This window comes from Streptomyces sp. NPDC021012, assembly GCF_044333355.1.
Classification (GTDB): Bacteria; Actinomycetota; Actinomycetes; order Streptomycetales; family Streptomycetaceae; genus Streptomyces.
Genome location: NZ_JBIRQU010000020.1, coordinates 81,558 through 104,421 on the forward strand (window position 1 = coordinate 81,558; position 22,864 = coordinate 104,421).

The following is a 22,864-nucleotide window of genomic DNA, read 5'->3' on the forward strand; positions in this document are numbered from 1 at the left end:
GCGGTCGTGCGGTGGGGCGGTCGTGCAGAGATGCGGTGGGGCGGCGATCAGTCCGCCGTACGGATGCTCATCGGCAGCCCGCCGCGCATCCGCAGCGACATCATCGGCTCGGCGACCCCCTCGTGCCCCGGCACCACGTCCAGGTCGAGGTCCCTGGTGAGGAGCGCGGTGACGAACACCGCCTCCATCATCCCGAGGTTGCTGCCGACGCAGAACCGCGGTCCCGCGCCGAAGGGGATGTACGCGTACCGGGGCCGGTTCGCGACCCGCGACGGGTCGAAGCGGCCCGGGTCGAAGCGCTCGGGGTCGTCCCACAGGTCCGGGTGGCGGTGCAGCGTGTAGGGGCACACCAGCACGTCGGCCTTGGCCGGCACGGTGAACCCGCCGACCTCGTCGGGCGCCTGGGCGATCCGGGGCAGGATCCACACCGGCGGGTACAGCCGCATCGCCTCCTGGACGACCTGCGTCGTGTACGTCAGCTTGTGCAGGTCGTCGGCCTCCGGAAGGCGGCCTCCGGCCAGCACGGCGCGGCTCTCCTCGCGTACCAGGTCGCGGACGTGCGGGTGGCGCGCGAGCAGCAGCAGGGTCCAGCCGAGCGTGCTCGCCGTGGTCTCGTGACCAGCGAGGAGCAGGGTGACCAGCTCCTCCTGGAGGAGGCGGCGGGCCTGTGCCGGGTCCTCGCGCAGGCGGGCGGCGAGGATCATCCGGGCGAACGCGTCGTCGGCCCCGTCCCCGTCGCGCATGCGGGCGGCGCGGTCGGTCACCAGCGCGTCGACGATCCGGGTCAGCTCCCGGCGCGCCGCGCGGAACCGCCGCTGGGTGCCGAAGGGCACCCAGGTCGGCACCAGGCCCTGCGTGACCATGTCGAACATGGCCTGGTCCTGCACGGCCTCGAAGGCGTGCTCGATGCCGCCGTGCCCCTCCAGGGAGGTGTCCATGAGGGTCCGGCCCAGCACGCCGAGGGTGAGCCCGGTGACCTCCTGCAGGACGTCGACGGGCGTGTCCCCGGCGCGCCGCCTCAGCAGGTCGAGCAGCCGGCCGGACTCCTCCGCCACGGCGCCCGCCTGGGCGGCGATCCGGCCCGGCTTGAACGCGGGCTGCACGTTGCGGCGCTGGGCGCGCCACAGGTGGCCCTCGCTGGTCAGGAGGCCGTCGCCGAGGACCTTGCGGGACTCCACCAGGCCGATGCCCTTGTGGTAGTTGGCGGCGTTGTCGGCCAGCACGTGCTTGGCGTAGTCGGGCCGGTTGAAGATGTACAGCTTCTTCGGGCCCATGGAGACGCGTACGGCGTCGGAGAGTTCGGCGGCGTCCCGCATCATGCCGAGCCGGTCGACCGCCAGCTTGCGCAGCAGACCGGGCAGGGCCCATACGGGCGGACCCGGCGGGTGGACACTCATGGGCGGCCTCCTCTCGGTGCCGGGGCGAGGCTGCGGAAGCGGCCTCCGTGGAAGACCAGCGGCTCGCGGTCCGGCAGGGCGTCCAGGGCGAGCACGCGGCCGAGGTGGATCGTGTGGTCGCCGCCGTCGTAGGTGCGCCACCGGGCGCACTCGAAGTGGGCCGCGGCCCCCGCGATCAGGGGGGCGGCGGAGGCCTCGCCGGGCAGCCAGTCGACGGCGTCGAACTGGGCGGCGCCCGGCGGCCGGGACCGGTCGGCGAAGTGCCGGGCCACCTGCTCCTGGCCGGCGCCGAGGACCGACACCGCGAAGGTGTCGGCCTCGGCGAGGACGCGGTTCATCACCGCGTCCTTGCCCACGCACAGGAGCACGAGGGCCGGGTCCAGCGAGACCGAGGTGAAGGAGTTGGCGGTCATGCCGCGCGGCGAGGCTCCGCCGACGGTCACGACCGTCACCCCGGTGGCGAAGGCCCCGAAGGCCCGCCGCAGCGCCGCGGGATCGCCGGTGACGGCGTCCCGCGGCGGCGCGGCGGCCAGGGTGCTCATGCCGTCCGCCCGGCCAGGGCCGGCCCGTGGGTGGCGTACGGCTCCAGGGCGCGCGCCAGGCCCTCGGGGATCCGGGAGGGCACGGTGTTGGTGTTCGGGCCGCGCATGCACGCGATCCGCTGCCGGCCGCGGGCGATCAGCACCTCGGCCCCACCGGTCACCTTGACGTAGTCGAAGGTGAACTCCAGCTGCGTCTGTCCCAGTTCCGAGAGGCGCATCCGGATGGACAGCTCGTCGAACGCGGTGATCTCGGCGAAGAACTCGCAGTCCACCTTCAGCGTGAACAGCTTGAGGTCGTCCTGCACCTCGGCCAGCACGTCCGGCGCCTTCTGCTGCAGGAACAGCTCCCGGCACCGGCCCTGCCAGCGCAGGTAGTTCACGTAGTACACGTTGCCGACGAGGTTGGTCTCCTCGAAGCCGACGGTGTGCCGGTACTCGAAGTAGTCGTCCGCCATGGTCTAGGACCGCCCTTCGGCGAGAGGCGTTTCGTGGGTGAGGAACGCGAAGACGGCGGGCTCCAGGGCGTCGCGCAGTGCGGTCACGAAGGTCGCGATCCGCAGGTCGCCGGCGGCGAAGACCACCCAGGCGTCCTTGCGGCGCGGCAGCACCGTGAGCGGCGCGCCGGCCATGATGCCGGCCTTCCGCAGGCACTCCACGGCACCCCACACCCGGGTGGCGGCGGTGTCCGGCGCCTCCCCCGTCTCCTTGGCGACCAGCTCCGCGACGGGCGCGTGGTCGCCGAGCAGCCCGCGCCACTCGTGGGCGGAGCGCATGCTGACCGCCTCGATGTCGCAGGCGACCTCGGTGTCGGAGACGGCGCTGAGGGTGACCCCCAGGCCGTGCGCCGCCGACATCGACATGTGCCGGCTGGGCTCCAGCTCGGGTCGTCCGTCCGGGCGGTGCCGGACCGCGACCGGGCTGCCGAGCGCCCGGGCGGCCGCGTCGGCCGTGAAGCCGCGCCGCTGGGCGACCGAGCCGGCGGGGGCGTCCCCGTGGGGCTCGACGGCGACCGCGATGCGGTTGCCGACGACGTCCTCGAGGGAGCGCTCCAGGTACGGGCCGAGCAGCGGGGCGACCCAGGGGCCGGACCCGTCGGTCTTGCGCACGGCATGCAGGGTCAGGCCGTCCCAGCGTTCGACGACGGTGCCGGCCTCGTCGCGGACCGCGATGTCGTACACGTACGTGTCGCCGTCGCGGCTGCGCTCGACCGCGGTGTAGCGCAGCTGCTCGGGGACGTGGTCGCCGGAGCCGAGGGTGTGGATCCGCTCCACGCCCGAGGGCAGCAGCGTGGCGTCCGGGACGCACACCTGGTTGCCGTGCATGAGCGCGTCGCGCATGCCCGGGTCGGCGAGCAGCAGTTCGCCCGGCAGGAAGCCGGCGAACCAGCCCTCGGGCCGCCGCTGGACGGCGACCTCGGCGTCCACGTGCCGGGCCGCGGCCCGGTGGAAGCGACGCAGCCGCTGGAAGCGGGCGCCCTGGAACAGGACGCTGCCGTACAGGTCGGCGGCCGGGTCCAGCGGGACGACCGGGGTGTCCTCGGGCACCTGGACCGGGGGGCCGTCCGACGCCTGGGCGCCGGAGAAGATCAGCCGGGCCCGGAAGTGCTCGGCGACGAAGCCGGTGTCCTCGGCGTGGATGGCCACGTCGACGGTGTCGGTGGCGGTGACGGTCGCCGCGATCCGGATGCGGGTGCTGCCGTTGGGCGGCACCACGATGGGCCGCAGGAACTTCGCGCCCTCGATGACGGGGGCCACCCCGGTGCGGCCGGTGACGGCGGAGGCGACCTGGGTCATGGCCTCCATGCCGATGACGGCGGGCAGCAGCAGGTTGCCGTCGAGCAGGTGGTCGGCCAGGTACGGGTCGGTGCCGGCGTTCAGCTCGACCTCGGTGACCAGCTCGACGCCGTGGTAGCGCACCAGCGGGTTGCCGGTGAACCGCAGCATCGGCAGCGTGGGCAGGTCGCGGCGGACCGTGTCGATGCCTTCCGTGCGCCCGCTGATGACGGTGACGACGGGCGCGTCCGGGTCCTCGATCAGGCGCAGCAGGATCTCCACGCCCTGGTCCGGGGAGACCGGGGTGATGCCCTCGCGGGACAGCGACTCGACGACGGAGAGCTTCTCGCCCATGCCGACGCCGGACCACACGGACCACTCCATGCAGCGCGCGCGGACGTTCGGGTGGGTGCGGGCAACTTCCTCGGTGAGGTCGGCCAGCCACTCGTTGGCGGTGGCGTAGTGGGCCTCGCCGCGCAGTCCCGCCCGGCCGATGATGCTGCCGAAGCTGACCAGGAGCTTGAGCTCGCCGGCGCCCACCGCGTCGAGGACCGTGCGCAGACCGTCGACCTTGGGGCCGAAGGTGCGGGCGAAGTCCTCCGCGGTGAGACCGGTCAGCGCGCCCGGCCGGTTGAGTCCGGCGCCGTGCAGCAGGCCGGTGATCGGGCCGAGCGCCTCGCGCAGTTCCGCGACGGCGGCCGCGACCTGCTCGGGGACGGTGACGTCGGCGCGCGCGTAGTGCACGCGGACGCCGCTGTCGCGCATCCGGCCGAGGTTCTCGTCCAGTTCGCGGTCCTGGGCCGGGTCGGAGCGGCCGAGGACGGCCAGCTTCGCGCCGGTCTTCTGGGCCACGGCCAGGGCGCACTCCGCGGAGATGCCCTTGCCGCCGCCGGTCACCAGCAGGACGTCGTCGGCGCCGAGCGGCACGTCGGTGCGCTCCGGCTGGACGGGCAGCGCCCGCAGCGTCGGCACGCGCCGTACTCCGGCCTCGTCGTAGTGGACCTCGGCGAACCGGGTGGTCGCCGCGACCTCGGCCACGACCCGCTCCACCACGTCCTCCGTCACCGGGGTGTGGACGACGGTGGTGCGCAGGTGCGGCGCCTCCAGGTGGAGGGTCTTGGCCAGGCCCGCCGCGCCGCGGCCGTCCTGGACCAGGACGAAGCGGCGTCCGCGGTCACCGGCCAGCGCGCTCTTGGCGGCGGCCAGCACGCGGTCCACTTCCTGCTGCGGGCAGCCCTTGGCGAGGACCGCCAGCACGCCCGCGCCGAGGCCGGCCGTCGCCAGTTCCCCGCGGAGCCGCTCGGCGTACGGGTGGTTCTCGGTGCCGAACAGCTCCCAGGCTCCGTCGGCGCCGTCGGTCACGGCGTACGGCCGGGCGACCTCGTCGAGGTCCACGGCGAACGGCCTGGCCCAGGGAGCCGCGCCGGCGATGACGGGAGCGGAGGGCTCCTCCACGCCACCGGTGCTGATCAGGGTGTCCAGGGCCTCGGCCAGTTCGGCGAGCGTGGCGGTGGCGAAGTTGGTCGGCACCTGGGCCGCGGCGATCCCGAGGCGGGACGCCGCCTGGTTGACGATCTGGCCGACGGTGATGGAGCTCATGTGGAGGTCGTCGAGGAGCCGGCTGTCGGGGTCGACGAGTTCGGCGGGCAGCTCGGCCCGTTCGGCGACGAGGGTGCGCAGCACGTCGAGCACGTCGGGGCCGTCCTCACCGGCCGGCTCGGCGGTGGGCTCCGCCTCGACGGCCGTGGCCGCCTCGGGCGTCGGCGCCTGTTCGGCCTTCGGCACCCGCTTCGCGCGCGGGGGCGCGGCCGGAGCCTCGGCGGCGGGACGCGGCCGGCGCTCGGCCGGCGGCACGTCGCGCGGGGCCTGCTCGCAGGGGCTGGCGAGGAAGGAGAACTCCTGGCCCACTTCCAGGGGGCGGATGAGCCGGTCCTGGAAGAGCCGCTCCAGGGCGACGTGCGCGCCCGCGACGAACGCGGCGCCGGCGACCTGCAGGACGCTGCGCAGCGACTCGTCGTCGGTGTTCAGCGCGACGACCGGGACGCCGGTGGTGGCCTTGGCGAGGCCGCTGAGGACCCGGCCCGGGCCGACCTCCACGAACAGGTCGACGTCGCGGGCCGCCTCGCTCACCGCCTGGGTGAAGCGGACGGGGCCGGTGATCTGCTCGCTGAGCAGTGCGGCCAGGTCCGTGTCGGGGGTCAGTTCCTCGCCGGTGACGGTGGAGACGACCCGTCCGCCCACGGTGCCCCGGTCCGCGGTGGCGAGCCAGGCGCCGAAGGACGCCGCGGAGTCCGCGACGAGCGGCGAGTGGAAGGCGTGCGAGACGTTCAGGCGGGTGCAGGTGATCTCGGACCGGTCGGCCCGGCGCTGCACCTCCTCGATGTCCTCGGTCGAACCGGCGACCACCGTCTGCTCGGGGCCGTTGTAGCCGGCGATGACGGCGTCGAGGCCCGTGATGAGCTCCTCGACCCGCTCGGGCTTGGCGCCGAGCGAGGCCATCGTGCCCGAGGCGCTGTGCTCGGCCATGGCGCGGCCGCGCACCCGTGCCGCCTCCAGCAGCGTCTCCTCGTCGAACGCTCCGGCCCAGTGCAGGGCGGAGAGCTCGCCGAGGCTGTGCCCGACGGCGACGGACGCCTCCAGGCGCAGTGCGTCGAGGACCCGCAGGCCCGCGGCGGAGCCGGTCGCGATGCGCGGCTGCGCGACGTCCGTGGCGACCATGTCGCCGGTGGTCGGCAGCGCGGCCCGGTCGAAGACCTCCGCGGCTTCGGGGAAGCGGCGGCGCAGCGCCCCTCCCCCGGTGCCGTGGCCGGAGCCCTGGCCGGGGAAGAGGAAGCCGACGCGGGCGCGGCCGGCGGCCCGGCCCAGGAAGCTGCGGCCGTCGGCGGCGGTGTACGCGGTCTCGCCGGACTCCAGCAGGTCGGCCAGGTGCGTCAGGCGGCGCTCGGCGTCCTCCGGGGAGGAGGCGACGACGGCCGCGCGGTGCGGCAGGCCGCGCAGTTCGCGCTGGAGGGTGGCGGCGAGGTCGGCGACCTGGCCGTAGGAGACCTTCGCGACGAAGGCGGCGACCTCGGTGAGCCGGGCGCGCAGCGCCTTCGGGGAGTCGCCGTCGACGACGAGGAGTTCGGCGTCCTGCAGCGCGTGCGCGAGGGTGGCGGAGTGCCGCCCGGCGCCCGTGCGCCGTCGGCCGGCGGGCTCGTCGAGGACGACGTGGGTGTTGATGCCTCCGAAGCCCATGGCGGTGATGCCGGCCCGGCGGGGGGTGCCCTCGGGCCATGCCTCGGCCTTGCGGAGGGCCTTGAGGTTGGCCTTCTCGTCGGTGAGCAGCTCGTGCGGGTCGGTGGTGCCGATGGCCGGCGGCAGGGTGTGGTGGTTGACGGCCATGGCCGCCTTGATCAGACCGGCGACGCCGGCGGCGGCCTTGGTGTGGCCGATCATGCCCTTGATGGACGTGATGGCCGCGGGGGCGGCGTCCGGGTCGGCCTCGCGGCGCGCGCCCATGAGGGCGGTGAGCTCGGTGCGGTCGCCGACGGCGGTGCCGGTTCCGTGGCCTTCGAAGAGGCCGACGGTCTCGATGCCGAAACCGGCCTTCTCGTACGCCCGCTTGAGCGCGAGCTGGTAGCCGCTGACCTCGGGGCGGGTGATGCCGCCCTGGCCGTCGGAGGAGACGCCCCAGCCCGCGATGGTCGCGTAGATGCGGTGGCCCGCCGCGAGGGCGTCCTCCTCGCGCATCATGACGATCATGCCGCAGCCCTCGCCCGGCCAGAAGCCGTTGGAGCCGCGGTCGTAGAGCTTCATCTCGCCCTTGGCGAGGGCCCCGGTCTTGGCGAAGCCGATGATCTCGAACGGGTCGATCGACAGGTCCACACCGCCGGCGACGGCGACGTCGATGTCGCCGTTGAGCAGCCCGGTGCCGGCGGTGGTGACCGACAGCAGGGAGGAGGAGCAGGCGCCGTCGACCGTGTAGCCGCCGCCGTTGAGGTCGAAGTGGTTGCAGATCCGGCCGGCGATGGTGTTCGCGAGGCCGCCCGCCAGGGTGTCCTCGTCGATCGCCGGGAACGGCTCCTTGTACGAGGCCTCGACGTCGGCGAGGAACTCGCCGATGCGGTCCTCGTCCCAGCCTTCCTCGGACTTGAGGGCGGCGGCCATCACGCGTCGTACGTAGGGCCAGCGCAGGCGCATCACGTTGGCGCGGGAGAACTCGCCGGTGAGGGTGTTGCCGACGACGACGCCGGTGCGCTCGCGCGGCAGGCCCTCGCCGCCGGGGAATCCGGCGTCGGCGAGCGCGCGGCCCGCGGTGTCCAGGGCGAGCCAGTGCGTGAGGTCGGTCGACCTGAAGGTGCTGCCCGCGATCTTGTGGGCGATCCGGTCGAACGCGTAGCCCTCGATGACGGCGGCGTTGCGGGCGTAGAAGGTGTCGGGGGTCGCCGGGTCGGCGTCCCAGTAGTCGTCCAGGTTCATCCGGACGTCGGGGAGCCGGCGGAACGCGCGCCGTCCGGCGACGGCGTTGTCCCACAGCTCTCCGGGGTTCGTGGCGTCGGGATAGCGGCAGGCCATGCCGACGATGGCGATCCTGGTCATGCTGCCACCGGAATCTTCTTGGTCTCGGCCTCGGCGGTGGCCGGGGCGGGGCAGGCGCAGGCGCCCTCGGGGCAGGCGCATCCGGCGGCCTCGGCGGTCGCCGGGGCCGGGCAGGCGCAGGCGCCTTCGGGGCAGGCGCACGCGGCGGCGGTGGCCGGGGCGGGGCAGGCGCAGGCGCCCTCGGGGCAGGCGCACGCGGCGGCCTCGGCGGCGTCGGCCCGGGCGACGGCCTGGGTGACGGCGGCCAGCGCGAGGGCCTCCTCGGCGCGCTTCTTGGACACGACGTCCGCGGTCCACAGGAAGGCGCCGCGGATGCCGCAGACGAGGGCGGTGGCGAAGAACAGGCCGTAGGCGATGCTCATCGCGGTCAGCACGCCGTACATGGCGGCGACGCTGCCGCCGAAGGCGATCTGGCCCCACTTCGAGGAGGGCGTGGTGCCGGGGTCCGTGATCATGTAGTTCGTGAAGAGCACGAACGCCACGCCGGACATCATCGCGAGGCCCGCGGGGATGGAGGTGTCGAACAGCAGGCCGCGGACGATGGCCTGGAGGGCGAAGCCGCCGACCCAGGCGAGGATCAGCCACATGCGCTCGGTGAGCTTGGCGTTGAGCATCGTGCCGAGGGTGAGGATGATCGCCGGCACCAGCCAGTCGAAGCCACCGTCGATGTACTCGGTGAACTGGTACGGAGGGGCGATCGAGGCCCACGGGAAGAGCACCAGGATGACGGCGATGCCGAAGTTCGACGGGTTCATGAAGTGCCGCATGCGGCCCTTCACGGGGGCGCGCAGCACCCACTTGGTGCCGACGGCGACGATGACGCCGAACACCATGACCCACACGAGGTCGTTGACGTACGACAGCATGTTCACGGCGAGCGAGGTGATGTGGGCGGGGAGGAGGAACTCCATCACGCCCTTGGCCCCGCCGCCGAGGAAGCGCGGCGCGCGGCCCTCGGCGCGGGCGCCGAGCACCTCGAGGACGATCTCCAGGGTGTAGCCGGTCGCCAGGGCGATGAGCGGCCAGGTCCAGGGCTGCTCGAAGCCGAGGACGCTGTATCCGAAAACGTTGAGCACGGAGATGGAGATCGCGAAGCGGCGCAGTGCCGTCGTGACCTTCGGGTTGTGGCGTGGTGCGGCGGTCTTCTGTGCGGACATCGTCACTTCTCCTTGGCCTGGGTGCCCAGCTCGAGGCTGTGCCAGCCCGGCGTGAGCTTCAGCTTCTGCTCGTGGACCTCACCGGCGCGGTCGCGCCAGGTGACCATGGCGTTGAGCGGACCGCTCACGCCCCTGCCCAGCCCGATGTGGACGTCGGTGCTGCGCTTGCCGGAGTGGCCGCCGCCGCCGTCGAGGCGGGTGACGCGCTTGGAGCCGTCGGGCAGTTCGACGCAGACCTCCGCGCCGACCACGGGCGAGCCGTCCGGGTGGGTGAGCTTGAGGCCCAGGTAGGAGCCGGCGTTCTTGCTGACGTTGTGGAAGAAGATCGGCTCGCCCCACTGGCGGGCGACCGCCAGGTCGAGGCGGCCGTCGCCGTCGGCGTCGCCGGTGGCGAGGCCGCGGGTCGGGATGGGCTCGCCGAGGCCGAGGGCGACGGAGAGGTTGACGTACTCGCCGGTCTCGGCGTCCTTGGCGAAGAAGCGCATGCGCTGGCTGCCGGCGAGGTCGTCACCGTGCCTGACGTTCGGCCACCACGCGGGGTTGGGGACGAGGGCGTCGTTGGCCGTGGCGAGCTCCTGCAGCTGCGGCCAGCGGTTGTTCTTGCCCTTGACGAAGCCGAGGGCCTGGGTGATCTCCAGGTCTCCGTTGTTGTCGAAGTCGCCCATCTTCACGTCCCAGCCCCAGCCGGACCAGGCCAGGCGCAGGTCGGAGGACTCGTCCTTGTACGGGGCCTCGCCCTTCTTGAACCGGCCGGCCAGCTCCTCCTTGCTGGAGGCCTGGCTGATGTAGGCGAAGTTCGACTCCTGGATGCCGAAGGAGGTCGTGATGTTGCTGACGAACATGTCGTAGATGCCGTCGTGGTTCAGGTCGCCGAAGTCGACGCCCATGCCCTTGAAGGAGCTGCGGCCCAGTTCCTTGGACTTGGGGACCGTACCGCTGTGGACGGCCTTGACCTGGGAGAACCGGATCTTGCCCGGGGTGGAGGTGTTGTACAGCAGCGCCGAGGTGCCGAAGTCGTGGGCGAGGAACAGCTCGGGCAGGTGGTCGCCGTCGAGGTCGGCGGCGGAGGCACCGAGCGACCAGCCCTTGTTCAGGCCCTGCGGGATGGCGTCGTCGGTCTTCTCGTAGCCGTTCTTCGTCCACCGGAAGATGTGCCCGCCGCCGCCGTTCTGGGCGTGCGACAGCGAGGCGTTCATGGTGACGTCGCCGTCCTTGGACGGGTCGAGCACCGGGCTGTCCGGGAAGTAGTTGCCGATGTAGATGTCGTCGTGGCCGTCGCCGTCGAAGTCGGCGACGGCGGCGGCGTTGGAGTTCCACAGCGGGCCGGTGTACGCCGCGCCGGGCTTGCCGGGCAGCAGCTCCGTGGGCGTGAAGGAGGCGGCGGTCAGCGGCTTCCCCTTCTCCCCCTTGTTCACGAAGATGACCGGGGTGCGGCCCCAGTAGTAGACGAGGAGGTCCATGCGGCCGTCCTCGTTGTAGTCGCCGGGCATGCAGCCCATCGGCGCCATCGTCTTGCTGGTGCCGAGCGGCGCCGGGTTCAGCGCGAACGGCGCGTACTTGTCCTTGCGCGTCGGTGCCGGGGTGACCACGGCCTGGTCGATCCGCACGTCGTTCACACAGAGGTCGTTGTCCAGACCGTCGCCGTCGAGGTCGTTGACGGCGATGCCGGCACCGACCGAGGAGACCCAGCCCTCGATGTGCTGATACGCCTTGTTGACCTTCCGGACTTCCTGCTTCTCGAATCCGGCGGGCATGGCGATGGACATCGGCTCGAATGCGAAGTCCTTCGCCAGCCTGTCGATGTCAGCGGCCGAGGACTCGGGCAGCCGGACGGCGTAGAACGTGCCCACCATCAGGGCGAGCGCGACGATTCCCGGTGAATTCCTGCGGAGCCAGTTCTTTGTGACCGTCACTGGTCGGCACCTTTCGAAATGAGCGAGAGGGAGGCGAGTTCCGCGGCGATGTCGCGCCGCCAGGTCTCGTAGGCCGGGGACGCGCCCCCGGGAAGCGCCTGGGGCCGGGTGTCCCGGCACACCTGGGAAGCCCGCTCGGCCGTCGTGCCGCACACGACACGGGCTGCGAGGTGGGTGTGATCGATGACCGTGCCCGCCTTGACGCGGGCTTCGGTGGCGAAGGCGGATCCCTGGGCGAGCGCCCAGCGGTGCTCGCCGGCGCCCTCGGCGAAGCGTGCGAGCTCGTCCTCGGTCACGCCGCCCGCGTAGGAGCAGGCGAGGCCCGCACCCGCGTAGAGGTCGCTGTGGCGGCGCTCGGGATAGGCGCGGATGAGTGAGGTCACGACGTCGGGGTCGGTGCCGCCGACGAACCAGAGCGCGCGGCCGATGCCCTGGTCGACCGCGTTGAGCGTGTAGTGGTTGTGCCCGCCGTTCCAGCGGAAGGGGTGCTGGATCTCCGGCGTCCGCACGTACGCGTCGGTCTTGAAGTACGCCTGGTGGAAGCCGTATCCGTCCAGCGCCAGCCAGCGCAGCAGCGGGTCGGTGGCCGAGATGTCGGGCCACAGGAACTTCGGCAGCCGGGCCATGGCCCAGCCGACGCCGACGTAGATCATGTAGTCGTGGTCGCGGCCACGGCCGGCCAGCAGCCCGTCCAGGCGCCCGCTGTGCCCCGGCAGCGAGTCGTACACCGCCGCGCCCATGCCGGCGCCCTCGTAGGCGAAGCCTCGCATGTCCCTCGGAACGGTCTCCAGGAGTTCCTCGGCCTCGGCGGGCGAACCCGCCTCCACGGCGTAGGCGTATCCCAGGAGAAATACCTCTCCGATGTATTCAAGCCTCTTTTTCGCTTCCGCGTTCTTCACATGGAAGCCACGTACTTCCATGGTCGTCTCGGAAACAGGAGGCGTGAGCAACCTGCGGCGGAGCGCACCAAAAGCACTGGACACGGCAGTAAACCGCCCCTCTCGAATCCCTGAAATCCTCCAGCGAATCGAATCTAGCCAGGGGCCCGGGAGGGGCGTCTACTCCCGATGTGCTCAAACGGTCGCGAGGGCGAGCTGCGTGCGCACTTTGGCACGCCAGACCTCGTAGGCGGGTCCGACGCCGGCCTCGGGGGCCGACGCGGCGCAGTCGTCGGCGAGGCGGGCCACGGCCTCGACGGTGCGTCCGGTGAACGCGTGCACGGCGGCGCTGCTGTGCTCCGGGACGAACCCCGCGTGGTGCCGGGCCTTGGCCGCGAAGACCGAGCCCTGCGCCAGGTGACCGGCGTGGTCGCCCGCCTCCACGCGCAGCGCGTCCAGGTCCGCGGCCGTGCTGCCGCCCGCGAAGGTGGAGGCGAGTCCGACGCCGCTCCACAGGTCCGCGCGCCGGTCGCCGGCGAACGCCCGTACGGCGGCGGAGACGTTGCCGACGTGGCCCCCGTGGATGAACCACAGCGCGCGGCCGACGCCCTGGTCGAAGGCCCGCTGCCAGTAGGACGGGTCGCCGTCCCAGTCGTACGGGGCGTCCAGGCGCTGCCCGCCGACCCAGGTGTCGGTGTCGAAGTAGGCCCGGTCGAAGCCGTAGCCGTCCACGCACAGCCAGCTCATCGCCGGATAGAGGTCCGGCTCGGTCAGGTCGGGGACGAGCTTCTTCCACAGCGGCCTGGGCAGCTTGGCCATGGCGAAGCCGATGCCGATGTAGTTGAGGAAGATGTGGGGCCTGCCGCCGCCTCGCAGCAGGTCACGGGCGCGGTGCCCCTGGGGGCCCATGGTGTCGCGGATCGCGCAGGCCATGGTCGCGCCTTCGTACGCGAATCCCCGGTTCAGCGGGTCGACGAGCGCGAGCCGGCGCTCGGTCGTCGCCAGGTCCTTGTCCTCGATGCCCCATTCGAAGCCGGTGACGACGGCCTGCGGCACGGCTTCCAGCTGCCGTGTGCGTTCGGTGGGTTCCACGGTGAACCCTCGTCCCGCGAAACTCACGTCGTTCAGGGACGGGGCCATGATCAGCCTGCGCAGCGCTCCCAGTGCGGGCACAGATGCCTCCTCGTACGAGCCCGCTCCGGTGATGGGCGGCGGGGGCTGTCATCGTCGGCAGAGCGGCCGAGGGGCGGCATCTTCCCCGTTGCGCTCCCGCTTGGTGCTTTCGCTCGGTGCTTCCGCGTGGGGCTCAGCGGATGCGGCGGACGTCCACCTCTTCGTCGTGCACGGCGCGCCCGCAGTCGTTGCACCGCAGCTCGACGTGGACGGAGCCGTCGCAGCCGATGTGGTCGGCACGGCGCGGCGGGCCCAGCTCCTGCGGCAGGTTGCGGTCCCCCCACTGCATCAGGGCGATGACGGCCCGGGTCAGGTCCCGGCCCACGGGCGTGAGCCGGTACTCGTACCTCACGGGCTTGTCCTGATAGGGGACGCGCTCCATGATCTCGTGTTCGACCAGCCGGGACAGCCGGCTGGAGAGCACGTTGCGCGCGATGTCCAGGTGGGACATGAACCCGTCGAACCGGGTGATGCCGAGCAGCGCCGAACGGATGATCAGGAGGGTCCAGCGCTCGCCGATCACCTCCAGGGACCGGGCGAGGTTGCAGTCCTGCCCCTCGTACGTGTGCTTCAGCATGCGCTCACTCTAGGACGGGGAGGGTTGCGTGAAGGAACCCCGAGTTGGCGAAGTCGTCGCGGAACGCGCCCGACCGCTCAGGCGGCGACCAGCAGGCGCTCGCCGCCGCCGGTGGGAGCGGGCCGCCGGTTGAAGCTGCTGTAGGCGTACGCGGCGGAGACCAGGGTCATGTGGTGGTGCCAGCCCGGGTAGGAGCGCCCCTCGAAGTCCTGGAGGCCGAAGTCCTCGGACATCTCCCGCACGGACTCCCCCGCGTGTGCGAGCGTCCGCGTCAGGGCGAGCACCGACTCCATGCGGGCGTGCGTGAGGCTGGTGAGCCACAGCTGGATGGGCTGCCGTCCGTTGTCGGGGCGGACCGCGAAGAGCCGGTAGGTGCGGTGGATCCGCTCGCCGCCCCGTCCGGAGTGGGGGAGGCGCACGAAGCTGGACATGACCGTGGTGTGCCGGCCGCGCCCGTCCCAGGGGGCGACGTTCTCCACGCGGGTCAGCGTGCCGGCGCCGAACTCGAAGAGGTTGCGGGCCGCGAGCACCAGGCCGTGGCCGTCGCCTCCCTGGGGGCGCTGCACCCGCAGGTGACGGCCCACGGCGACCTGGAGGCTGTCGGGGACGGCGACCACGAAGTCGCGTCCGCGCAGGGCCAGTCCGTGGACCAGGGCGGTCGCGCTGGTGCCGCCGAGGGCCTCCAGGTCGGCGACGACCGGCAGGGGAACGCCGCGGCTGGTGTCGGCCAGGGTGTCGACGAGGTCCAGGGCGTGCTGCTCGACGGACCGGGGGCCCACCTCGGCGGGGATGCGGGTGCGGGCGCGGCGCTCGGGGTCCTTCGTCCACGAACCGGGAAGCAGCAGGCGCCAGTCGACCGGAACGGCCTGGTCGTACGAGGACAGGAACATGCCGACGCCGACCTGGCACGTCACCGAGCGGCCGGTGGAGGCCAGGAAGCGGCGGTGCACACCACAGGAGTGCTCGCCCCGCTTGCGCAGGACGGCCTGGCCGATCACCCAGGCGCGCGGCGTCATCTCCTGCGAGGCCCAGCGGGCGAGCTCGGCGCGCACCGGCATCCAGTCCCACGGGCTGGCGTTGACGAACTGGTGCAGCGACTGGGACGTCGCCGGCGAGGGCGAGATGGTCTCGGCGAGGCGCTTGACCGACTTCTTGCCCGGCGTGGTGAGCAGACTGTGCACGTAGGACTCGGCCCAGCGGCGCTGGTCCACCCTCGGCAGGCACTCGAAGAGTCTCTTCGCGAACACCGGCACCGAGGTACGGTGCGTCGTCGAAGCGTATGCGGCCATGGCTAGTTCCCTCCCCTGTGTCGGTCTGCGGCTGCCGACCACACTAAAATAATAGCGAACGTCCTCTTTTTTTTGCGACTCAGGAGAGTCGCCGTATGCACTTTGCCAAGTCGGATTCCGCACCACAGCGCGGCAGGACCTGCCGCACCCCTGTGACCTGCGGAAACTCGAAACGTCTTGGGCAACTCCGCCTTGCCCACCACAGTGAGGGAGCGTCAGCCTTGGAAGGGAAAGGGGTCGCGAGTTGCCTGCGGGACAGCCCTCTTCGGGAGATGGTGTGGTGAAACAGGAGAGGGCCGTACGTACGCGTCAGGCCCTGGTCAAGGCGGCGGCGCAGGAGTTCGACCGCTACGGGTACGACGGCACGTCGCTGTCGCGGATCAGCTCGGTCGCCGGCATGTCGATCGGCGCCGTGACCTTCCACTTCCCGTCGAAGGTGCACCTGGCCGACGCCGTGCAGCAGGAGGGCCGCGAGGTCACCGTGGCGGCGCTGGAACGCCTCGCCGAGGAGCCGGTGTCGCCGCTGCGCATGGTGATCGACCTGACCCTCGAACTGACCCGGTTGATGGAGCAGGAGCCCGCGGTGCGGGCCGGCATCCGTCTCGGCCGCGAACGGCCGGGCTCCGAGGCATGGTCGGACGCCTGGCTTCCGACGGTACGGGGCCTGCTCGAGCGAGCGTATGAAAATGGCCAACTTCGGGGCGACGCGCAGCCCGCGGACGTCACGATCCTGGTGGAGCACCTCACCGGCGGGGCCGAGGCGTACCTGCGCCGCCGCATGGGCTCCGACCCCGCGCTCGAAAGCGCCGTCGCCCAGCTCAAACGCGTCTGGCACCTCGCCCTCGTGGGCGTCTCCGCGGAGACCACCGGGGTGCCTCGCCAGGCGACAGAGGCGGACAAGACCGCGGAGAAGACCGCGGAGGAGCCGGCGGAGCAGGACTGAGCGCGCCGGTGGACCGGGCGGGCCCTCATCGGGCGACCCGGTCCACCAGGGCCGACCGGTACCAGTCCGCCGCCTCGGCCAGCCGGTCCAGCGGACCCGGCCCCGGCGGGCAGTCGGCGGCGCGCCAGACCTCCCGGCTGTCCTGCCAGAAGTCCTCGGCGAACAGCCGGAACTGGCGCTCCCTCAGCCGGGTCCCCGACGCCCTCAACCGCTCCAGGCATGCTTCCAGGGGCAGCTCCGGCCACGGAGAGGACGGCACGATCCCGTGGCGCGCCAGGGCCCGGAGCAGATCGGCGGCGCGCACCGGTTCGGGATGGCTGGCATGCCAGACGCTCCCGCCGGCCGGCGCGTCGTCCAGCGCGAGCCGCACGATGAGCCGGGCCAGGTCCCGTACGTCCACGAGCGAGAGCATCGCCCGCCCACCGTCCCACAACGCCGGTACGGCGCCGAGGAGTTCGGCGAGGGCGGGCACGACCCAGCGGTCGCCGGGGCCGAGCACGAGACCGGGCCGCAGCACGGTCGCCCCGGCCGCCAGGGCGTGAGCCTCGCCGGCCAGGCGGGTCCGGCTCGCGGCGGACACCGGGGCGGGCGCGATCCCGTCCACGGCGATCCCCCGGTGCGGGCCCAGGCCGTAGACCGCCGCCGTCGACAGGTGCACCACCCGGCGCACCCCGGCGCGCCGCGCCTCGTCCATCAGGGCCTCGGTGCCACGGACGTTGACGGCGTCGCACCGGGACTCGTCCGCGTCGACGAGCGCGGCCAGGTGCAGCAGCACGTCCGCCCCCTCGCAGACCCCCGCGAGGCTGCGGGGTTCCGCGAGATCGGCGCAGGCCCACTCGTCGGCCGCGACGTCGCCGTCCGGCGCCCGGCGGCCCACCGCCCGCACGACAACGCGGTGGCCCTGCCCGTCGTCGGGCAGGGCCAGTTCACGCAGCACGGTCGATCCGATGAAGCCGGTGGACCCGGTCAGCACCACGCGTAACGCACTCATGCGGCGACCTCCTGGAGGTCTCGGGGGATCCGGAGTTCCGCGATCGCCTGCGGGGTGGCGAGGCCGGGCAGCAGATAGCGCCACATGGAGGCGAGGCGCTCCTGCAGATCGTCCCGTCCCGAGGCGATGCTCGAGAACACCTGGATACCGCTGTAGGCACCCACCAGCACGTTGGCGAACTCCCGCTCGTCCACGTACGGAAGCAGCTCCCCGCGCTCCCGCGCGGCGCACAGCAGGTCGTAGAACTGGTCGACCCACTCCTGGTACGCGGTGTCGTCCCGCAGCCCGAAGTCGCCCTGCTCGACGGCGAGCCGGACGCTGGCCCGGAAGAGCACGTTGGTCTGCAGCTCCCGCGCCAGGAAGAAGTTCAGGTCGATCAGGAGCTGGAGTCCCGGTGCGCCCTGCGGGGGGAAGTGCACGAAGTCCTGCTGGTGCGCCAGCACCGCGTGGGCCAGTCCCAGCTTGGACTTGAAGTGGAAGTACATGCCTCCCTGCGTGACCTGGGCGCGCTCCATGATCTTGCTGATGCTGGCGCCGGTGTAGCCGAACTCATCAAAGACCTCGGCAGCCGCCCTGAGGATCGCGGCGCGTGTCTGCACCGCCCGTTCCTGCTTCGGCTCATCCATCGGGTCGGACCTGCCTCTCTCGACAAAAAAAACGAACGCCCTTATTTTACTAGCCGACCCGAACGACCGATAGCCCTACCTCGGTCAGGGTCTCCATCCGCGCGCCATTGGGGAGAGGCATGCTCATCACCACGGACCGTCCGGCTGTCCCACGACAGGCTCTGACCACGACGGTCGCCAAGGAGTACGTGCATCGAGCGGCTTTGTCGGAGGTCTTCCTCACAGGGTGGGAAAGAGCGGGGCGCGACACGTTCACGGTCAGCGCCCAGTGGCCGCGCAGCCACAGCTTCTACCCGTCCGAGCACGGTGTGTACGACCCGCTGCTGCTCTGCGAGACGGTGCGGCAGACGTTCCCCCTGCTGACGCACGTGGCGTACGGCATCCCCTTCGGCTACCAGCTCAGCTGGTCCCGTCTGCAGTACGCGGTGAACCTCCAGGCCATGCGCATCGAGGCCAGGCCGGCGGACATCGAGATCCACGCGGTCTTCTCGGACATCCGCTACCACAAGCAGCTGCCCGCGATGATGACCATGCACCTCGAAGTCGTCCGCGACGGCGCCCTGCTGGCCATGGTCAGCACCCGCTTCGGCTGCCACTCCCCCGCCCTCTACCGGCGGCTGCGCGGCAGCGTCGGCGAGATCGCCGAGGTCTTCGCCGGCGCCCCCCAGCCCCCGGAGCCCGTCTCGCGGGCCACGGTCGGCCGGCTGCGCAAGCAGGACATCGTGCTCGCTCCGACCCTGGACCGCCTGCGCTGGCAGCTCCGCGTGGACACGAGCCACCCGGTGCTCTTCGACCACGCGCTCGACCACGTCCCGGGCATGCTCCTGCTGGAGTCGGTGCGGCAGGCGGGACTCGCCATGCAGCCCTCGAAGGCCGGCGCCCTGCTGCCCACTTCGATGGACGTCTCGTTCAACCGCTACGTGGAGTTCGCCGAGCCCTGCTGGATCGAGGCCGAGCCGGTGGAGACCGCCGCGTCGGACAACAACCGCCGGGCCATCCGCGTCAACGCCCTTCAGGGGGGCACCTTCGCGCTCAGCGCGAGCGCCGAACTGACGGATGCGTCATCGCTCTGAACGCGCCCCATCACACCAACGAATGAAGGGGGCCGTGATGTAAGTCACAGCACGGCCTTCTGGGGCCCTCTCCCGCCCGAGGCGGGGACCCGCAGACCGATACTCAGTGAGCCACCACTGAGAAAGGTCATTCACAGCGCCCGTCGAGCGCCAACTCGACGGGCGAAGGCTCGTCTCCGGTTGCCACACCAGAGACGCGCAACATCAGGTTCGCCAGAACCAGAAGCCGCCTAGCGGCTTCACCAGGCCTCCCGCACGGAGGCCAAAAAGCCCCGAATGAAGCTCACTTCATTCAGAACGGAGATCACCTCGGATCACCTCAGGCGACTTCAGATCACCCCAGATTCACCTCGGCCCTGCTCCGGGTTCACCTCAGGTGAACCCATGAACCCGCCTCACACGAAGAACAACCCGCCCTCGCACGAAGACCAGTCCGTCCCATCCCGCACGGAGAACAACCCGTCCTGAACGGAGACCACCTCATGATGAACCAAAGTTCTGCGATTCTCCAGCCCCCTGAGCACCTTTCTGAGATGAAAAGTCACGTTGATGACGCTTCGTCACCGAAAGAATCAAGCCAACCTCAGGCCGTGACTGACTGTTCCGCGCCCACGCCCATCCGCCGCGGACGGGTGAAGGTGCCGATGCGGCTCGTCGAATCCCCGTACTACAGCGACGCGGCTCTGAGCGTTTACATGAAGGTCAAGGCGCTCGGACTGCGCCCGGAGGGCTGCACGGCGGGCCTGGCCACCCTCGCGTCGTACCTCGGCCTGTCCGTCTCGACCGTGCAGCGCGGCCTCGCCCAGCTACGCTCCCATGCTCCCGACGGGGTGGTCGAACTCCCCGACAGCAGGCGCCGCTCCCTCCCGGGCGGCTGGGGAACCACCGCACGCCGCCGGGTCCGCCCCCTGCGCCCCACCGAGACGTTCATCTGGCTGCCCGTCGCGGCGAGCGAACACCTGCGGCCCCGGCTGCTCCGCGCGTACGCCGTGATCGCCTACGCCGTCGTGCGCGGCATCCCCCTCAGCGAAGGCGTTCTCGCCAACTTCCTGCGCCATCACTCCGGTCGACGCGCCGGCCAGACCCTCACCGTCGACGCGGCGGGCCGCATCGTCGACGAACTGGCGGAATCCGGCTGGATCAGCGTCCAGCGCCGGGCCGGATCCCAGGGACGCCACCTCTTCCTCGTCCACGATCAGCAGGTCATCCCGTCTTCCGGCGTCAATGACCGATCGGGTCCCCGACCTGATGATCGTTCGCTCGCGTATGAGGAAGACGTGAGGATTGACCGACATGAGGAGAACAACAAGTCTTTCTCACCCGCCGTAGGCGAACTACAGGTAGATGAAGCTGTGGAAAACCTCGACTCGACACCGCCCCCCGTCGAGACACCGGGTGATCACGCGCTGCGCGCGGGCAACGAGAACCCCACCTTCTCCTCCACGCCTCCCGGCACCGGGGCGAACGCCTACCGGGGACCCGAACTGACCTTCAGCGCACGACTCCACACCGTCCTGGCACCGGTCCGGTTCCTGCTGCCCGAGATCAACACCTACATGCAGCGGCGCATCGGCCAGGAGATCAGCCGCCAGCTCGAAGACGGCACCGAGGTCCAGCGCCTGAAGAACCGCCTCACCTGCCGCCTCGCCCAGACCCTCGTCGACGACATCCGGGACCCCGGCCGCTGGCTGCTGGGGGTCGCACTCCCCCGCTGGGGCTGCGCCAACCCCGACTGCGAATCGGGAACGCTCTGGTCGACCGGCGAGGAGTGCCGGGCGTGCCGTGAAGCGCGCAGGGAGCGGGCGGAAGCCCGGAGGGAGACCGCCGCCCCGGAGACGGCCCCGGAGACCGCCCCGGCGACCGCTCCGGCCTCTGAAGCCGGCCTGCAGGGCGCCCCCGAGGCTCATCCAGAGGCTGGTCCCGAGGATCGTCCCGAGGCGACCGTCGTGCGGATCGTGGAGTGCTGCCCGGACTGCGACGGGCCCCACCTCCCCGGAGACACGGGCCTCCGTCCGCGTCCGGCAGCCGTACCGGACCCCGAGTCCGCCCCTGTGATCGGCATCGGCTGCCAGGGCCGCGGCGGAACGTGCGGCCGCCCCGCACCGCGAGGCCTGTGCTGGCGGTGCCGCGTCGAATCGGAGGCCCAGCAGGCCCGACCCGAGCCCGCCCCCACCGGCGCACGACCGGCCCCGCACCTCTAGGAGCACGCAGCATGCGCATCGCGGAACTCAGCCGTGCCAGTGGCGTGTCCACCGCCACGATCAAGTACTACATCCGCGAGGGACTGCTTCCCTCCGGCCTGCTCACCAGCAGCAACCAGGCCCGCTACACCGAGGACCACGTCCACAGGCTCCGCCTGATCCGCGCCCTCATGGACATCGGCGGCCTGACCGTCTCCAGGATCCGCTCCATCGTGACCTCCCTGGACGATCCCGACGGGGTCTTCGCCCCGGAGACGATGACGGCCGGCGGTCCCTTCGCCGGACCGCTCGCCCCGCTCGTGGCGGACCCGCGGACCGTCGCGACGGTCCGCTCCCTCACCGAGCGCCAGGGGTGGAGCGCACCGGTGGACGGCCCGGAGTTCGCCGCGGTCGTGGAGTTGCTGGACGTCCTGTGCGAGCTGGGCCAGGAGCGGTTCGCCGATCGGCTCGGCGACTACGCGGAGGCCGCCGAGAGGATCGCGGCAGTCGACGAGGAGGTCCTGCGCTCCTGCGACGGGGACCGGAACCGGGCCGAGAGCCTGGTCGTCGGCACCGTACTCGGTGACAGCCTCCTGTCCGCCCTGCGGCGCCTCGCCCGGGCCGGCAGGATCGCCGCCCCGGTCCCCGCGTTCGCGACGTCCGGGACGAGCGAGGCCCGCTCATGACGAAGACGGACGTGGGGGCCGTGCACCACACGGCCCCCACACATCGCGGTTCAGCGGCTCGCTACGAGCGGCCCGCCAGCGCGGGCGACCGCACGCCGTCTTCCTCGGAGACCGGGAGCAGATCGCAGGACAGGACGTCGGCGGGCTTCTCCGACTGCGCCTCGGGGGCGTAACCGTCCTTGACCGCGCGCTTCTCCTTGCGCAGGTGGTAGAGAGAGATGGCGAGGATGCCCGTGCCGATCAGGTTGGCGACGAAGTGCCACCACACCCGGTACGTCACCAGCGCCGGCCCCGGGTCGATCAGGCCGAACCACGTGGACAGACCGATCGCCCGGCTGGCGCCCAGCGCGACGGACACGGTCAGCACGATGTGCTCGATGCCGTGGATGCCCTGCATCCAGACGCCCATCTTGGCCCACTTGCGGGACTTGAGGTGCCCGGTCGCCCGCTTGGTGATCAGGACGATGCCGACGAGGCCCGCGAGGAAGATGAAGTTGCCGGTGAGGTGCAGGATCTCCATGCCCAGCGAGGGCTTGGTCGGGTCGATCTGCCCCATGCCCCGCGCGAGGCTCATCGCCCAGGGGGTCATCCACGCGGGAGAGTACGGGTTCGCCACCCAGTAGCCGGCCTGCGACACGTGCTCCTGGAAGTGGCCGAGCTGCCCGACCACGCCGAGACCGATGAGGCCGACCGCGGTCTTGTAGAGCCACGGCCGGACCGGCCCTCGGTTCGCGTAGGCCAGCACGACGACGGCCAGCCACATCGCCACGGTCCATCCGATGAACAGGACGGCACCCACCGTGTCGAGGGTCGAGACGGCCGCCCCTCCCATGTTGTGGCCCGCATGCGCGCCGGGCATGCCGGCCATACCAGCCATGCCAGCCGCTCCTTGTGCTCCATGCGCTCCGTGCGCGAGGTACATGGGTGGGGCTCCTTGTCCGGGTTCCAGTCGGTGACTCCTGCGTGACGCTTTCACCACGCTATGGACCCCGGGCCCGGTCAGGCACCTTCATATGTGCGGATTTCGCAGCCCGGCGACACGACAGCACGAAGGCCCCTGCCCACCGCCGTGAAAGCGGAGAGCAGGGG

General features: G+C 71.6%; 17 protein-coding genes. 4 read left to right on the top strand and 13 right to left on the bottom strand.

What is annotated here, in order from left to right; translation table 11 throughout:
- Positions 1-47: 47 nt before the first annotated feature.
- From ACH4TP_RS37490 to ACH4TP_RS37535, 10 genes are all read right to left on the bottom strand, one after another.
- Positions 48-1,397, bottom strand: a complete 1,350-nt coding sequence (locus ACH4TP_RS37490) for a cytochrome P450 (RefSeq protein ID WP_398191911.1) — start codon at positions 1,395-1,397, stop codon at positions 48-50.
- Positions 1,394-1,939 (bottom strand): flavin reductase family protein, encoded by a 546-nt coding sequence (locus ACH4TP_RS37495; protein WP_389238072.1) that lies wholly within the window; start codon positions 1,937-1,939, stop codon positions 1,394-1,396. The genes ACH4TP_RS37490 and ACH4TP_RS37495 overlap by 4 nt, the downstream gene beginning before the upstream one ends.
- Positions 1,936-2,394, bottom strand: a complete 459-nt coding sequence (locus ACH4TP_RS37500) for an acyl-CoA thioesterase (RefSeq protein ID WP_389238074.1) — start codon at positions 2,392-2,394, stop codon at positions 1,936-1,938. Before ACH4TP_RS37500 ends, ACH4TP_RS37495 begins: the two co-directional genes overlap by 4 nt.
- Before the next feature lie 3 nt (positions 2,395-2,397).
- Positions 2,398-8,289 carry a type I polyketide synthase gene (locus ACH4TP_RS37505; protein ID WP_398440358.1) on the bottom strand — a complete coding sequence of 1,964 codons (5,892 nt, stop codon included), beginning with the start codon at positions 8,287-8,289 and terminating at the stop codon, positions 2,398-2,400.
- A complete protein-coding gene (locus ACH4TP_RS37510; protein ID WP_398440359.1) occupies positions 8,286-9,446 on the bottom strand; it encodes an enediyne biosynthesis protein in 1,161 nt (386 codons plus the stop codon). Before ACH4TP_RS37510 ends, ACH4TP_RS37505 begins: the two co-directional genes overlap by 4 nt.
- 2 nt (positions 9,447-9,448) lie before the next feature.
- Positions 9,449-11,299: a CRTAC1 family protein gene (locus ACH4TP_RS37515; RefSeq protein WP_389238112.1), complete on the bottom strand. Its 1,851-nt coding sequence runs from the start codon at positions 11,297-11,299 to the stop codon at positions 9,449-9,451.
- A gap of 56 nt (positions 11,300-11,355) precedes the next feature.
- Positions 11,356-12,342: a DUF1702 family protein gene (locus ACH4TP_RS37520; protein ID WP_389238080.1), complete on the bottom strand. Its 987-nt coding sequence runs from the start codon at positions 12,340-12,342 to the stop codon at positions 11,356-11,358.
- A gap of 90 nt (positions 12,343-12,432) precedes the next feature.
- A complete protein-coding gene (locus ACH4TP_RS37525; protein ID WP_398440360.1) occupies positions 12,433-13,410 on the bottom strand; it encodes a DUF1702 family protein in 978 nt (325 codons plus the stop codon).
- 133 nt (positions 13,411-13,543) lie between these two features.
- Positions 13,544-13,987, bottom strand: coding sequence for a winged helix-turn-helix transcriptional regulator (locus ACH4TP_RS37530; protein WP_389238084.1), 444 nt, complete (start codon positions 13,985-13,987; stop codon positions 13,544-13,546).
- Between the two features lie 77 nt (positions 13,988-14,064).
- Complete coding sequence (locus tag ACH4TP_RS37535) at positions 14,065-15,276, bottom strand: IS701 family transposase (RefSeq protein WP_389238086.1); 1,212 nt, start codon at positions 15,274-15,276, stop codon at positions 14,065-14,067.
- A 277-nt stretch (positions 15,277-15,553) separates the two neighbouring features.
- On the opposite strand from ACH4TP_RS37535, the gene ACH4TP_RS37540 reads away from it, so the two are divergent.
- Positions 15,554-16,219, top strand: a complete 666-nt coding sequence (locus ACH4TP_RS37540; RefSeq protein ID WP_398440361.1) for a TetR family transcriptional regulator — start codon at positions 15,554-15,556, stop codon at positions 16,217-16,219.
- Positions 16,220-16,244: 25 nt separating this feature from the next.
- Here the strand turns inward: ACH4TP_RS37540 and ACH4TP_RS37545 are convergent, their stop codons facing one another.
- Both ACH4TP_RS37545 and ACH4TP_RS37550 read right to left on the bottom strand, forming a co-directional pair.
- Positions 16,245-17,210 (bottom strand): NAD-dependent epimerase/dehydratase family protein, encoded by a 966-nt coding sequence (locus tag ACH4TP_RS37545; protein WP_398440362.1) that lies wholly within the window; start codon positions 17,208-17,210, stop codon positions 16,245-16,247.
- Positions 17,207-17,836 carry a ScbR family autoregulator-binding transcription factor gene (locus ACH4TP_RS37550; RefSeq protein ID WP_389238090.1) on the bottom strand — a complete coding sequence of 210 codons (630 nt, stop codon included), beginning with the start codon at positions 17,834-17,836 and terminating at the stop codon, positions 17,207-17,209. The genes ACH4TP_RS37545 and ACH4TP_RS37550 overlap by 4 nt, the downstream gene beginning before the upstream one ends.
- 119 nt (positions 17,837-17,955) lie before the next feature.
- Here ACH4TP_RS37550 and ACH4TP_RS37555 point away from each other — a divergent pair, with 119 nt between their 5' ends.
- From ACH4TP_RS37555 to ACH4TP_RS37565, 3 genes are all read left to right on the top strand, one after another.
- Positions 17,956-18,909 carry a ScbA/BarX family gamma-butyrolactone biosynthesis protein gene (locus tag ACH4TP_RS37555; RefSeq protein ID WP_389238092.1) on the top strand — a complete coding sequence of 318 codons (954 nt, stop codon included), beginning with the start codon at positions 17,956-17,958 and terminating at the stop codon, positions 18,907-18,909.
- Between the two features lie 590 nt (positions 18,910-19,499).
- A complete protein-coding gene (locus tag ACH4TP_RS37560) occupies positions 19,500-21,110 on the top strand; it encodes a hypothetical protein (protein WP_398440363.1) in 1,611 nt (536 codons plus the stop codon).
- Between the two features lie 11 nt (positions 21,111-21,121).
- Entirely contained in the window at positions 21,122-21,775 is a 654-nt protein-coding gene (locus tag ACH4TP_RS37565; RefSeq protein ID WP_398440364.1) for a MerR family transcriptional regulator, read from the top strand.
- A 61-nt stretch (positions 21,776-21,836) separates the two neighbouring features.
- Here the strand turns inward: ACH4TP_RS37565 and ACH4TP_RS37570 are convergent, their stop codons facing one another.
- Positions 21,837-22,643 carry a DUF6008 family protein gene (locus ACH4TP_RS37570; RefSeq protein WP_389238116.1) on the bottom strand — a complete coding sequence of 269 codons (807 nt, stop codon included), beginning with the start codon at positions 22,641-22,643 and terminating at the stop codon, positions 21,837-21,839.
- Positions 22,644-22,864: the final 221 nt, after the last annotated feature.